Origin of the sequence: Brevibacterium sp. CCUG 69071 (assembly GCF_021023135.1) — a bacterium.
In the GTDB taxonomy this organism is placed as follows: Bacteria; Actinomycetota; Actinomycetes; order Actinomycetales; family Brevibacteriaceae; genus Brevibacterium.
Genome location: NZ_PGFV01000003.1, coordinates 169,085 through 181,790, shown reverse-complemented (window position 1 = coordinate 181,790; position 12,706 = coordinate 169,085). Strand labels below are relative to the sequence as shown.

Sequence of the window (12,706 nt, the reverse complement as noted above, 5' to 3'; positions counted from 1 at the left end):
CGGGCGAGCAGATCAGGTGATCGAGGCTGTGCCTGAAGCCGTCGACGCTGGGGCTCAGGCGTTCGAGGCTTCCGACTCGGCCGCCTCGGCGAGGGTCCGCTTCTTCGCTCCGCGGTGGCCGATGATCGTGACGATGGCGATCGCCACGGCCACCATGGAGATGCCGATCCACTGATTGATCAGGAGAGTCGCACCACCGGCCAGGGCGCCGATGAGGATGAGGACGACGGCGAGGGCGCGGCGGATCCAGCGGACGCTGTCACCGCCGGCCAGCCGCGAATCTGAAGCCAGGCCAACGATCGTCGAGGTCACGACCACGGTGGTGACGTCGGCGATCTTCATCTTCCTGGCAGCCGCGGCCTGGGCGCCCATCAGCGCCGAGAGCGCCGAGGTGAAGACCGTCCCGGTGAGGCCGACTTCGGGGTCGGGCACAAGGGCGACATAGACCGAGAGCGCGGCACATCCCGCGGCCACGATCGAGAAGATCACCGTGGTGCGCCGATGCCAGCCCTCGCCGATGCCGCCGAGAATCCGACCCGACAGCGCCGCCCCGAGCATGAAGAAGACCAGCGCCAGCGCCGGACGGAGGACGGGCACCCCCTCGGCGCCGGCCAGACCCATGCCGAGGATGACCACGTTGCCGGTCATATTGCCGGTGAAGACCTTGTCGAAGCCGAGGTAGCCGATGGCGTCGACCATTCCTGTGGAGAACGTCAGCACCAACAGCATGGCGAGGTCGAGTCGTCGTGTCATGGCAGTCCCTTCCTGGGGGTGGTTCGGTGCCCGTGCGTGTGGCTGGTGAGCAGCCCGATGTTGGTCGGTCCTGCGTCCCGGCAGTCGGTCACTCAATCGAGAGTGCGGCGAGGTCGCCTCTCCGCAGGGTCCCAGTGTTCAAGAAATTCTCAGAAGTTGTATACAAAACGTTAAGCAAGGACTAAATTGTATGCAAATAACGATCTGGTGCGGAATGTGCGTCGGATTCTGAGATGAACGGCGAAACGGGAGTTCGTGTGAAGAGACGGATACTTGCGGTACTCACCAGCGTCGCACTCCTCGCCGGGTGCGTACCGGTGCAGACCTTGGCAGAGCCCCCGGATCGCCCCGACGTGAAATCGGTCGAGGCAGACCCCTCGGCGTTCGAAGACGGTGGGAATCTGGTCATGGCCCTCTCCTCCGAACCCGACCGACTCGACCCGACGACCTCGTCATCGCTCTACACCCGCTACGTCATGCAGACGATGTGCCAGAAGCTCTACGACATCGACGATAACGGTGAGATCACACCGATGCTTGCGACGAAACTTCCGGAGATCTCGGACGACGGGAAGACCGTGCGAATTCCCGTCCGAGACGGTGTGAAGTTCGCCGACGGCACTGACTTCGACGCCGAGGCGGTCAAGACGACCATCGAACGGGGGTTGAACCTGGAGGAGTCCTCGCGTGCCGCCGAACTCGGGCCGATCAACTCGGTGACGGCAATCGACGATGAGACTCTCGAGGTCACCTTCGACCAGCCATTCGCCCCGTTCACCGCGGCACTGGCGGACCGGGCAGGCATGATCATGTCCCCGAAGGCGCTCGACGAGGAGGGAGACGACTTCGGAGACAATCCGGTCTGCGTGGGTCCCTTCAAGTTCGAGAAGCGCATCGCCCAGACGTCGATCAAAGTCGTCAAGGACCCCAACTACTATGATGCGGACAAGGTCCATCTCGACTCGATCACCTATCAGATCATGACGGATGCGAATATCCGTGCAGCCAATATCCGCTCCGGTGATGTGCAGGTCGCGGACACGATCTCACCTCAGGACATCGACGCTCTCGACGAGGAGACCGGAATCGGACTCCTGCAGTCGAACTCCCTGGGTTATCAGGGACTGACCGTCAACATGGGCTTCGGAGACAATCCGGAGAACTACGAATCCCCATTGGGGCAGGATCCGAAGGTGCGCAAGGCGCTGTCCATGGCCATCGACCGCACGGCATTGGTCAATACAGTTTTCAACGGCTGGTTCTCTCCTGCCTGTTCGGGAATCGCTCCCGACAGTCCCTTCGCCACCGATGCCAGCAACGACTGCGTGGACTACGATCCCGAAGGTGCCAAGCAGCTCCTCGAAGATGCGGGAATAGAGCTGCCGCTGAAGGTGAACATGAAGGTGTCGAACACACAGGACACTCTTCGGTTCGCTCAGGCGGTCCAAGCGGCGACCAAGGAGGCAGGATTCGACATCTCGGTCCAGCCGATGGAGTACACGGCTCTCCTCGACGCCCAAGACCGCGGCGACTACGAACTGCTCCAGCTGGGATGGTCCGGACGCGTCGACCCGCACGGCAACCTCTACACCTTCCACTACCCGGGGGCCGGCAACAACGTCACCGGAGTCGACGATGACGAACTCAGCGATCTGCTGACCAAAGCGAGTGAGTCCACCGATGAGAGCGATCGAGCCGAGCTCTACGGCAAGGCCTCACAGAGGATCGGCGAAATCAACTCGATCATCTACCTCTATCGGCAGAAGAACCTCACCGCCTACACCGAGGACGTCGCAGGAATCGACGTCTACTCCGACGGAGTCGTCCATCTCTCCGAAGCAGGGTTCCTGAAGGAGGGTCAGCGATGACTCGGTTCGTGCTCACAAAGATCTTCCACGCGATCATCACTTTCGTGCTCTCCGGAATCGTCATCTTCTTCGGTGTCCGCCTCTTGCCGGGTGATCCGGCGTTGGCCATGGCCGGCGAGGAGGCAACGCCCGAAAGGCTCGATGCGATTCGCGCCGACCTCGGCCTCGACCAGCCGCTGCTCGTCCAGTTCTTCAAGTTCCTCGGCTCCATCCTCACCGGTGACCTCGGGGAATCGACTCGCACCGGACTCGCGGTGACAGAGATGATCGCCACCACCTTGCCGGTCACCTTGTGGCTGTCTCTCTATGCGATCGTCGTTGCGGTCGTCGTCGGCATCGCCCTGGGCATGGTGGCCGAACGCTTCCGCGGCCGTTGGCCGGAGTTCGGCAGCAACTTCGTCGCGCTGCTCGGACTGTCGGTGCCGAACTTCTGGCTCGGTCTCCTCGCTATCCTGGGCCTCGCCGTCGGTCTCGGGTGGTTCCCAGCCTCGGGCTACGTCGACGTTCTCTCCGACCCGATCCGCGGCATCTACTACCTCACGCTGCCTGCGGTCATCCTCGGTACGAGTCTCGCCGCAGTCATCACACGTCAGACCCGAGCTTCGATGATCGAGAGCATGGGCACCGACTATGTGCGCATGGCCCGGGCGAAGGGCCTGTCCCGACCGCGAGTGCTCTTCCGCTACGGACTGCGCAACTCGCTCATCGTCCTCGTCACGATCGTCGGGCTGCAGTTGGGCGGTCTGATCTCCGGAGCCGTGGTCACCGAACGGATCTTCGCCCTCCCCGGCCTCGGCAAACTCACGCTCGACGCTGTCTTCTCCCGCGACTACCCGGTGATTCAAGCCGTGGTCCTCGTCATCACCGCCTCCTACATTCTCATCAACCTGGCCGTCGACATCCTCTATTCGGTCATCAACCCACAGATCCGCGTGAGCGAGGATGCCTCATGACCACACCCATCGTGACCAACACCGACAAGAACACGCAGGGACTCGATCCCGAATTCCAGGCTTCGAACAATCGCACGTGGTGGCTGCTGCGCTCGATCCTGTCCACTCCGCTGGGACTCATCGGTTCGATCATGGTCGCCATCGTCCTCGTCATCGGAGTGTTCGCACCGCTCATCGCCCCCTACGGATTCGCCCAGACGAACTTCGAGGTGCCTTTCCAAGTGCCCGGCACGATCGGCTACGTCTTCGGCACCGACGATCTGGGCCGTGACATCCTCTCCCGCCTGGCCTTCGGGGTCCGCGCCTCCCTGCAGGTGGGTCTCCTGGCGGTGGCACTGGCAGTGGTCGTCGGAACCCCGCTGGGTCTCCTCGCCGGCTACTTCCGGGGACTCGATTCGATCATCTCCCGACTCACGGATGTCACTCTGGCGTTCCCGTTCCTCATCATCGCTGTCGGACTGGCGGCCATCTCCGGGCCGAGTCTGAGCAATGCCGCAATCGCTCTGGGAATCTCCCAGGTACCCACGATGATCCGAGTGGTCAGAGGTGAGACGATGCGCCTGAAGTCGGCGGATTTCGTCAACGCGGCCATCGCCACCGATGCCTCCAAGGCGCGAATCCTCGGCATGCACATCCTGCCCAATGCCGCCTCGGCGATCATCGTCCAGGCTACCGTCATCATCCCGACCGCGGTCATCGGGGAATCGATGCTCTCGTTCCTCGGGCTCGGCATCCAGCCGCCCTCGCCCAGCCTGGGCATCATGCTCTCCGACGCACAGCAGTACATTTTTCGTGCACCGTCGACCGCACTGTTCCCAGGCCTGGCGATCCTCTTCATCTGTTTGGCATTCAACCTCTTCGGTGATGCCCTGCGCGACGCCCTCGACCCCAATTCGAAGAAAGGACACTGACCTTGTCATTCACCGCACCCGCGACCCTCACCACTCGTCCCACCCTGGAGGGACACTTCGGCATGGCCGCGTCCACCCACTGGCTCGCCACCGCAGCCGCCCAAGCGGTGCTCGAACGTGGGGGCAACGCCTTCGACGCCGCCGTGTCCGGAGCGTTCCTGCTCCACGTCGTCGAGCCGCACCTCAACGGCCCGGGAGGTGACATGACCGGGGTCTTCGCCACCGCCGAGGATCCCGCCCACCCGCAGATCATGATGGGACAGGGCCCGGCACCGGCAGCCGCGACGATCGAGCACTACCGCAGCGAAGGTCTCGACATGGTCCCCGGAGCCGGAGCGCTCGCCGCCACGGTCCCGGGCGCCGTCGACTCCTGGCTCAACCTCCTCGAACACCATGGCACCTGGGAGCTCACAGACGTTCTCGAGTTCGCGATCGACTATGCGGAACACGGCCACCCGGTTCTCGCTCGTGTCATCGGCACCATCGAACGCGTCCAGGAGCTATTCACCGACCATTGGACCACCTCGGCGGCGCAGTGGATGCCGGACGGACGGATCCCGAAAGTCGGCGAACTCGTCTACAACCGCCCCTACGCCGAGGTGCTCAGACGACTGATCGCCGCAGGTGAGAAAGCGGATGACGGCACAGGTCCCGAGGGACGGGCGGCTCGGATCCAGGCGGCACGCCGGGAATGGAAGTCAGGATTCGTCGCCGAGGCGATCGCAGGGTTCGTCGCCACCCCGCACCGGCATTCGACCGGAGGCGATCACGCCGGGGTGATCACGGTCGAGGACATGGCGGGCTTCGACGCCGGATTCGAGACTCCGGTGACCGTGGACTTCCGCGGATTCCAAATCGCGAAGATCGGAGCCTGGGGTCAGGGTCCGGTCCTGCTGCAGACGCTGAAGATCCTCGAAGGCTTCGACGACGATCGTCTCGACCCGTCGACCGAGATCGGTGCCCACACCATCCTCGAGGCGCTCAAGCTGGCGATGGCCGATCGCGACACCTACTACGGCGACAGCGAGGTCGACCTCGAGTGGCTGCTCAGCGAGAAGTACGCGGCGAGCCGGCGTCTCCTCATCACCGAGGAAGCCTCACACGAGTTCCGGCCGGGTGCCACACGGGAGGGCGCGGCACCGGCCTTCACCCCGCCTCTCGTGCCGGAAGGCGCGGACAGGGAGGCGCTCATCAAAGCCGGAATCGGTGAGCCGACGGTGCAGAAGAACGGAGTCAACAACGGCGACACCTGCCACATCGACGTCGTCGACCGGTGGGGCAACATCATCTCCGCCACCCCCTCGGGCGGGTGGCTGCAGTCCTCGCCGACGATCCCGGAGCTCGGGTTCTGCCTCGGCACCCGCCTGCAGATGGTGTGGCTGGACAAGACATCACCCTCGGCACTGATTCCGGGCAAACGGCCTCGCACCACTCTGACTCCGACTCTGATCTCGAAGGACGGCCAGCCCGTCATCGCACTCGGCTCGCCGGGCGGGGACCAGCAGGAACAGTGGCAGCTGCTGATGGTCCTGCGCATGCTCGTCGGCGGATACGCGCCTCAGCAGGCCATTGATGCCCCGGCCCTGCACACCACAGCACTGGCGGGTTCTTTCTGGCCCCGCACCTGGGTTCCGGGAGGAGCGGTCGTCGAGGATCGCCTCGGCGAGGATGTCATCAACGGACTTATCAACCGCGGCCACGCCGTGACGAAGGCTGGGGACTGGGAGCTCGGGCGCCTGTCGTGCGTGACGAGGGATCCGGCGACAGGGAAGCTCACCGCGGGGGCGAATCCGCGCGGTGCCCAAGGCTATGCGGCGGGACGATGATGAACGAGCAGGCGAATGCCGACCGGGCAGGCGATGAGTTCGTGCTCGAGGTGTCCGGTCTCGAAGTCTCTTACGAAACCCCGGTGCTCCACGACTTCGGATTCACCCTCGAGCCGGGGGAGCGCTTGGCCCTCGTCGGACAGTCGGGGTCCGGCAAGTCGACGACGATCGGCGCGGTCCTCGGTCTCCTGCCCGGTGCCGGGCATGTCAGCTCCGGATCGGTGAAGTACCGCGGTGAGGATCTGGTCAGAGCTGACCGGCAGCGACTGCAGTCGCTGCGCGGACGGTCGATCGCACTTGTCCCACAGGACCCGATGGCCAGTCTCAACCCGAGCATGCGAGTCGGCGACCAGATCGCCGATGCGCTGCGGACCTACGGGATGAAAGAGACCGCCGAGGTGACCCGCAATGTCGTACGGCTGATGACCGAAGCCGGAATTCCGGACGCAGAGGCGAGGCGGCGGTCCTATCCGCACGAGTTCTCCGGCGGCATGCGCCAGAGGATCCTCATCGCCATCGCCCTGTCCGGCGAACCCGACCTCATCATCGCCGACGAACCGACCTCGGCCCTCGATGTGACTGTGCAGAAGCAGATTCTTGATCATCTCGCCGATCTCGTCGCCGAACGCGGTACCTCACTCCTCTTCGTCACTCACGATCTGGGCGTGGCCGGGGAGAGGACCGACACGATCCTCGTCATGCACGAGGGCCGAGTCGTCGAACGCGGCGCGCCTGAACAGGTTCTCGGCGATCCGCAGCACGAGTATACGAAGGCACTGGTCAAAGCTGCACCGAGCATCGTGTTCGAGCGGCCTGCCGCGACCGTTGCGGAGGTAAGGCAGGGGGCCCTGGGCGGAGATCCGACGAACGATGCCGGCCGAGAGGAATCTTCCGGGGAGGCGGCGGCCACCTCGGCGAATGTGTTGGAGGTCAACGACCTGCACAAGGTCTACCGACTGCGCGGTCGCGGTAGGGAGGTCTACGCGCTCAAGGGCGTGAGCTTCACAGCCAAACGCGGCAAGACGACCGCGGTGATCGGAGAGTCCGGCTCGGGAAAGTCGACGATAGCCAAGATCGTGCTGGGTCTGGAGAAGGCCACCAGCGGGGAGGTCCTCGCCGACGGCCGCAATGTCGATGCCACATCTCGGGCGGAGCGAAGCATCCTGCGTCGTTTCAGTCAGCCGGTCTTCCAGGACCCATTCTCTTCGCTCAACCCGATGTGGAGCATCGAGCGGATCATCCGCGAACCACTCGACGTGTTCGCGATCGGGGCTCGTCGTCAACGAACGGCGAAGGTCAGGGAGGTGCTCGACCATGTGGCGCTTCCCGAGTCAATGCTCGAGCGGCGGCCTGCCGATCTGTCCGGCGGTCAGCGCCAGCGGATCGCCATTGCCCGCGCACTCATCAGCGAGCCCGAGCTGCTCATCTGTGATGAAGCGGTGTCCGCCCTCGACGTCCTCGTCCAGGAGCAGATTCTCGATCTGCTGCGGGATCTGCAGTCGGGATTGGGCGTGAGCTGCCTGTTCATCACCCACGATCTTGCAGTTGTCGCGAACTTGGCCGACGATGTTGTAGTGATGAAGAGTGGAGAGATCGTCGAATCCGGTCCGACGAGGGACGTCATCGACCGTCCGAGTGCGGTCTACACCCAGAAGCTTCTGGCGGCCGTGCCCGGATCCGGTCTGCTCAATGTCTGACCCTTCTCAGACGGGGGCCTCTGCCACCGGGGCCGCGGCTGCGACCTCCTCGACAACTTCCAGCAGCGTCAGCGTCGGGACGAAGATCCGCCAGGACATCATCACCGGGACCCATGCTCCGGGCAGCAAGCTGCGCGAAGCTGCCTTGGCCAAGCAGTATGCGGTCTCTCGGATTCCCGTACGGGAGGCTCTGCGCTCTCTCGAGGCGGAAGGGCTGGTGGAGTCGAGGCCCTACAGTGGGTCGATGGTTGCTCCGTCCCCGGTTGAGGACGCCGAGGATCTGTTCGAGATCCGCATCGTCCTCGAATCCGCGACCGCCAAGAGGGCGGCGAAGCGATCGGCCGAGCAGAGCAGCGGCGCGGCCCCGGATGACCGATGGCACGGCGTCCGCAAGGAGATCAGCGACATCCTCGCCGAAGGCGATGTCGTCATCGAGCAGGAGCGCTACGAGGATTTGGCGGTGCTGAATATGCGCTTCCACTTCGCCGTGGCCGAACTCAGCGGCAGCGTCTCCTTCATCAGCCTGCTGCGGCAGATCTCGGGCAAGATCGAATGGCTCTACTCGCTCAACGTCACCCGCCGCGGCCCGCAGGCCTGGCCGGAGCACCGCGAGATCATCGCGGCCATCGACGCAGGCCAGGAGGCGAAGGCCGTCGAGGTCATGGCCCGCCACGTCCGCCGCAGCCGCGACTCCTACTTCGCCATGATGGCGGAAAAGACTCCCTGACCTCGCGCCAGCTCCAAAATACCTCGCGGGGGCTGAGCTACCTGGCGCCAGGTAGCTCAGCCCCCGCGAGGTATCTGAGGTGGAAGCAGACTGCCCGATCAGCCCTCGGCCAGCAGTCGATCGAGCTTGTTGTAGCCCTCGACGATGCCGTGCTCCATGCCCGAGGCGACCATGCCGTCGCGGGATTCGATCGAGTCGAAGATCGAAGTGGATCTCAGTCGGGTCCGTCCGTCGCCGAGATCGATGAGGGTGAGGATCTCGAGGTTCACGGCATCCGGGAAGCCTTCGAAGGTGAAGGTCTGGACGATGCGTTCGTTCTCCCGGACCTCGTGGAATGATCCGAAGAAGCCGTACTCGCCGGAGCCGTCCGTCGAGACGTAGCTCCAGTTTCCGCCGGTCTTCGGGTTCCACTGACGGATCGTATTCGTGATCGTGTCCGGCCCGCACCATCTGACGAAGAGCTCCGGATCGATATGCGCTCGGAACACCTTGTCCGGGGTGGCATTGAAGTCGCGGGTGATCGACACGGTCTGAACGTCGGCGGGGACGTCGAGCTTGAGGGTCGAATAGTCGGCGGTGGTGTCGGTGGTGGTCATGTCATGCTCCCTTGCGTGATGTGCGTGCTGTCTTCTGTGCTTCGGATCCCGGCGCCGAGGCGGCTGCCGGGTTCGGGGTGTTCGTATCCTCGTCCGCGTCCATCGATTCCAGGACCGCGTCGAGGCGTCGGTAGCGTTCCTCTGCCTGCTGTCGGTATCTCTCGATCCATTTCGTCATCAGATCGAACACATTGTCTTCGAGGTGAACCGGTCTGCGCTGGGCTTCGCGGGTGCGAGTGACCAGTCCCGAATCCTCGAGCACCTTGAGATGTTTCGATACGGCCTGCAGGCTCACCTCGTACGGTTCGGCGAGCTCGTTGACCGTGGCGTCGGCGACGCTGAGCCTCGCGACCATGTCCCGACGGGTGGGGTCGGACAGGGCGGCGAAGACCTTGGAAAGCTGGTCGGCCAAAGATCCTCCTCGTATTCAACTATATGGTTGATTGAAAGCCTAAGCCTGCACAGGAGGGTAAGTCAACCATCTGGTTGAATAAAGTTTTCGACGATGTGCCGCGTGATTCGGGTGGTTCTGGTCGACAAAATACATGTCCAATTCTTGAACAGTTCCAACTTAGTATGCGAGACATCGTTAGCGTGGACCGTGGCCACAGTGAGGTGGCCGCACTCGAAAGAGAGGAACCCTATGGAACTGCTGCGATTGGGACCGATCGGCCACGAGATCCCGGTGGCCCGCGAAGGCGGCGTCGACTACGACCTGCGCCCGGTGACCCTGGACATCGACTCCGACTTCTTCGCTGCGAACGGCATCGATCGAGTCCGCTCTGTGCTCGATGCCGGGGAGCTCGAGCCGCTCGCCGGTGCTGATGATCTGCGCGTCGGTGCGCCGCTGGCCAGGCCCTCAGCGGTGATCTGCGTGGGCATGAACTATGCGGCGCATGCCCGGGAAGCCGGGGCCGAACCGCCCGAGCGCCCCGTGATCTTCTTCAAGATGCCCTCGACGATCAGCGGCCCCACCGATCCGATCGAGCTGCCGCCGTACGCGACGAAGGCCGACTGGGAGGTCGAGCTGGGAGTCGTCATCGGCTCACGGACCTTCCGGGTCGACTCTGCGGAGGAGGCATATTCGCATGTCGCGGGCTATGTGCTGGCGAATGATCTGTCCGAGCGCAGACTCCAGATCGAGGAGTCCGGCGGCCAATGGTCGAAGGGCAAGAACCTGCCCGGCTTCACGCCGCTGGGTCCGTGGATCAGGCCCGCCGCCGAGGTGGACCCCGGGTCCCTGCGTCTGCGCAGCTGGGTCAATGGCGAGGTTCGCCAGGATTCCTCGACGAGCGACCTCATCTTCGACGTCGGGGAGATCATCGTCCAACTCAGTCAGGCGATGGCCTTCGAGCCGGGCGATGTGATCCTCACCGGGACACCGCAGGGCGTGGCCATGTCGGGCAAATATCCCTACCTTGCTGACGGTGATGTCGTCGAACTCGAGATCGAAGGCCTCGGCCGCCACCGCCAGGTCGTGACCGTCACCGACTGAGTTGAGGTTGGTCGTTGACCGGGGTGGTGCCCGCCGCAGAATGACCGATGTGGATTCGATGACGGGCAATATCCCGAGACGGAACGAGGGGTGGCGCACCCGAACGGTGCGCCACCCCTCATTGCTCAAACGTGGCCGGGTGAGTCGATCAGCGCTGCTGGTCGAAGCCGCCCTGGGACTGCTGGTCCTGAGCCTGCTGACCGGGAGCACCCTGCTGTCCGCCGGGTCCGTCCTGCTGTGCATTGAAGTCGTTCTGACCGTTCTGGTTGTTGCCGTCGAAATCGTTGGATCCCATGTTCAACTCCTGTTCGGTGACGATGCGCCGCGATCTGCGACCTGCTTGCCAGTCTTGGACACCGGAACTCAGAGGACAACAGCTGGCAAGGGCAATTGCGTGGAGTTCGCTCAAGTCTCAGGCGCTGTTCACCCGGGCCGTGTGATCTGAGTATGCGGATGTCCGGGACTGCAGGTCCGAGACCTGGCACCATGGGACTACCGACCCGGCCGACCACGACCACGGTGTGCCCGCGAAAGTCGCGTACCTCGCGACCCTCGTGAACCCCGCGCACCGCTGCCGCACGATTAGGAGCATCGACATGACCAGGCGCCGACTTCCCCTCACCGGTGTGCGAGTCCTCGAACTCGGCAATTACATCGCCGCCCCCACCGCGGGCCGGATGCTCGCCGACTTCGGCGCCGAGGTGATCAAGGTCGAACGCCCCGACACCGGCGACGAACTGCGCAACTGGCGGCTCAAGGCCGGCACCACCTCGATGCTCTATCGCACGATCAACCGCAACAAGAAGTCCGTCGTCCTCGACCTGCGCTCCGACGAGGGCAGGAAGGCCGCCCTCGAACTCGTCCGCCGCTCCGACATCGTCCTCGAGAACTTCCGGCCCGGCACGCTCGAGAAGTGGGGGCTGGGCCCCGACGTCCTCGAAGAGGCCAACCCCGACCTCGTGTTCGTCCGCATCTCCGCATTCGGCCAGACCGGTCCGATGTCCGAGCGCCCCGGATTCGCCGCCGTCGCCGAAGGCTACTCCGGTTTCCGCGAGCTCGTCGGCGACCCCGACCGCCCACCCGTGCGCGTGGGCATCTCCATCGGCGACTCGATCGCCGGCATGCAGGCCGCCTTCGGCGCCGTGATGATGCTCTTCGACCGCCAACGACAGAAGATCGCCGGAGCCGCCGAGGCGGTCGTCGGCTCCGATCACAGCTTCGAAGGCGAGGGCCCGCTGTCCGAGCGCACCGTCGACGTGGCGCTGAACGAGGCGACGTTCTCCGTGATGGAATCCCTCGTCCCCGACTATTCGGCCTTCGGCGAGATCCGCACCCGCACAGGCGGACGGATGGAGGGCATCGCCCCCTCGAACGGGTACCTCTGCGCCGGCGGCAGATCCGTCGTCATCGCCGGCAACGGCGACGGCATCTTCACCCGACTGATGACAGCGATCGACCGAAACGACCTCGCCGAGGACCCCGACCTGCAGACGAACGCCGGCAGGTGGAATCGGCGCGAAGAACTCGACGAGGCGATCGGAGACTGGTGCGCCGACCGCGAGGTCGAGGATGTCGTCGCCGCCCTCGAATCGGCCGGTGTTCCCGCCGGCCCGATCTACACTGCCGAAGATCTCGTCGCCGACGAGCAGCTGAACTCCCGCGGAATGATCCAGAACCTCGATGTCTCCACCGGCGAAGAGATCCTCGACGACGTCGCCTTCCCCGGCATCACCCCCGTCATCGGCGGTCAGTCCCTGCCGATCGACCACCTCGGCCCGGACCTCGGCGAGCACACCGAGGAGGTGCTTAACTGGCTCGGGCTCGGCAGGGCGGCCTCCGGCGAATCGTCCGAGGAGGACGAGACCTGAACACGCTGTCCT

12 protein-coding genes are annotated in these 12,706 nt (G+C 64.3%); 8 read left to right on the top strand and 4 right to left on the bottom strand.

Annotated features, from left to right (window positions below; all coding sequences use genetic code 11):
* Positions 1 to 54: 54 nt before the first annotated feature.
* The gene (locus CV023_RS10030; RefSeq protein ID WP_230745402.1) at positions 55 to 753 is read right to left on the bottom strand and encodes a YoaK family protein; all 699 of its coding nucleotides are present in this window, start codon (positions 751 to 753) and stop codon (positions 55 to 57) included.
* Between the two features lie 233 nt (positions 754 to 986).
* On the opposite strand from CV023_RS10030, the gene CV023_RS10025 reads away from it, so the two are divergent.
* Genes CV023_RS10025 through CV023_RS10000 form a run of 6 tightly spaced genes read left to right on the top strand, consistent with a single transcriptional unit; the run spans position 987 to position 8,735 of the window.
* Positions 987 to 2,621 carry an ABC transporter substrate-binding protein gene (locus tag CV023_RS10025; protein WP_230745400.1) on the top strand — a complete coding sequence of 545 codons (1,635 nt, stop codon included), beginning with the start codon at positions 987 to 989 and terminating at the stop codon, positions 2,619 to 2,621.
* Positions 2,618 to 3,574: an ABC transporter permease gene (locus CV023_RS10020; protein WP_230745399.1), complete on the top strand. Its 957-nt coding sequence runs from the start codon at positions 2,618 to 2,620 to the stop codon at positions 3,572 to 3,574. The genes CV023_RS10025 and CV023_RS10020 overlap by 4 nt, the downstream gene beginning before the upstream one ends.
* A complete protein-coding gene (locus tag CV023_RS10015; RefSeq protein ID WP_230745398.1) occupies positions 3,571 to 4,485 on the top strand; it encodes an ABC transporter permease in 915 nt (304 codons plus the stop codon). The genes CV023_RS10020 and CV023_RS10015 overlap by 4 nt, the downstream gene beginning before the upstream one ends.
* A 2-nt stretch (positions 4,486 to 4,487) precedes the next feature.
* On the top strand, positions 4,488 to 6,311 hold the full coding sequence (locus CV023_RS10010; RefSeq protein ID WP_230745397.1) for a gamma-glutamyltransferase family protein: 1,824 nt from the start codon (positions 4,488 to 4,490) through the stop codon (positions 6,309 to 6,311).
* A complete protein-coding gene (locus CV023_RS10005) occupies positions 6,308 to 8,008 on the top strand; it encodes a dipeptide ABC transporter ATP-binding protein (RefSeq protein ID WP_230745396.1) in 1,701 nt (566 codons plus the stop codon). Before CV023_RS10010 ends, CV023_RS10005 begins: the two co-directional genes overlap by 4 nt.
* Positions 8,001 to 8,735 (top strand): GntR family transcriptional regulator, encoded by a 735-nt coding sequence (locus tag CV023_RS10000; RefSeq protein WP_230745395.1) that lies wholly within the window; start codon positions 8,001 to 8,003, stop codon positions 8,733 to 8,735. Before CV023_RS10005 ends, CV023_RS10000 begins: the two co-directional genes overlap by 8 nt.
* 98 nt (positions 8,736 to 8,833) lie before the next feature.
* Here the strand turns inward: CV023_RS10000 and CV023_RS09995 are convergent, their stop codons facing one another.
* Together CV023_RS09995 and CV023_RS09990 are read right to left on the bottom strand one after the other, a co-directional pair.
* Positions 8,834 to 9,331 carry an SRPBCC family protein gene (locus CV023_RS09995; RefSeq protein WP_230745394.1) on the bottom strand — a complete coding sequence of 166 codons (498 nt, stop codon included), beginning with the start codon at positions 9,329 to 9,331 and terminating at the stop codon, positions 8,834 to 8,836.
* A gap of 1 nt (position 9,332) precedes the next feature.
* The gene (locus tag CV023_RS09990) at positions 9,333 to 9,743 is read right to left on the bottom strand and encodes an ArsR/SmtB family transcription factor (RefSeq protein ID WP_230745393.1); all 411 of its coding nucleotides are present in this window, start codon (positions 9,741 to 9,743) and stop codon (positions 9,333 to 9,335) included.
* 231 nt (positions 9,744 to 9,974) lie between these two features.
* Between CV023_RS09990 and CV023_RS09985 the strand changes: the two genes are divergently transcribed.
* On the top strand, positions 9,975 to 10,826 hold the full coding sequence (locus CV023_RS09985; RefSeq protein ID WP_230745392.1) for a fumarylacetoacetate hydrolase family protein: 852 nt from the start codon (positions 9,975 to 9,977) through the stop codon (positions 10,824 to 10,826).
* A 148-nt stretch (positions 10,827 to 10,974) separates the two neighbouring features.
* Here CV023_RS09985 and CV023_RS09980 read toward each other — a convergent pair whose 3' ends face one another.
* Complete coding sequence (locus tag CV023_RS09980; RefSeq protein ID WP_230745391.1) at positions 10,975 to 11,121, bottom strand: hypothetical protein; 147 nt, start codon at positions 11,119 to 11,121, stop codon at positions 10,975 to 10,977.
* A gap of 301 nt (positions 11,122 to 11,422) precedes the next feature.
* Here CV023_RS09980 and CV023_RS09975 point away from each other — a divergent pair, with 301 nt between their 5' ends.
* Positions 11,423 to 12,694, top strand: a complete 1,272-nt coding sequence (locus CV023_RS09975) for a CaiB/BaiF CoA transferase family protein (RefSeq protein WP_230745390.1) — start codon at positions 11,423 to 11,425, stop codon at positions 12,692 to 12,694.
* Positions 12,695 to 12,706 lie beyond the last annotated feature (12 nt).

Excerpts from the sequence above, each read along its gene's own strand:
- CV023_RS10030 (WP_230745402.1), bottom strand. The coding sequence starts at position 753 with ATGACACGACGACTCGACCTCGCCATGCTGTTGGTGCTGACGTTCTCC.
- CV023_RS10000 (WP_230745395.1), top strand. The coding sequence starts at position 8,001 with ATGTCTGACCCTTCTCAGACGGGGGCCTCTGCCACCGGGGCCGCGGCT.
- CV023_RS09980 (WP_230745391.1), bottom strand. The coding sequence starts at position 11,121 with ATGGGATCCAACGATTTCGACGGCAACAACCAGAACGGTCAGAACGAC.
- CV023_RS09975 (WP_230745390.1), top strand. The coding sequence starts at position 11,423 with ATGACCAGGCGCCGACTTCCCCTCACCGGTGTGCGAGTCCTCGAACTC.
- CV023_RS10020 (WP_230745399.1), top strand. The coding sequence starts at position 2,618 with ATGACTCGGTTCGTGCTCACAAAGATCTTCCACGCGATCATCACTTTC.
- CV023_RS09985 (WP_230745392.1), top strand. The coding sequence starts at position 9,975 with ATGGAACTGCTGCGATTGGGACCGATCGGCCACGAGATCCCGGTGGCC.
- CV023_RS10015 (WP_230745398.1), top strand. The coding sequence starts at position 3,571 with ATGACCACACCCATCGTGACCAACACCGACAAGAACACGCAGGGACTC.
- CV023_RS10005 (WP_230745396.1), top strand. The coding sequence starts at position 6,308 with ATGATGAACGAGCAGGCGAATGCCGACCGGGCAGGCGATGAGTTCGTG.
- CV023_RS09995 (WP_230745394.1), bottom strand. The coding sequence starts at position 9,331 with ATGACCACCACCGACACCACCGCCGACTATTCGACCCTCAAGCTCGAC.
- CV023_RS10025 (WP_230745400.1), top strand. The coding sequence starts at position 987 with ATGAACGGCGAAACGGGAGTTCGTGTGAAGAGACGGATACTTGCGGTA.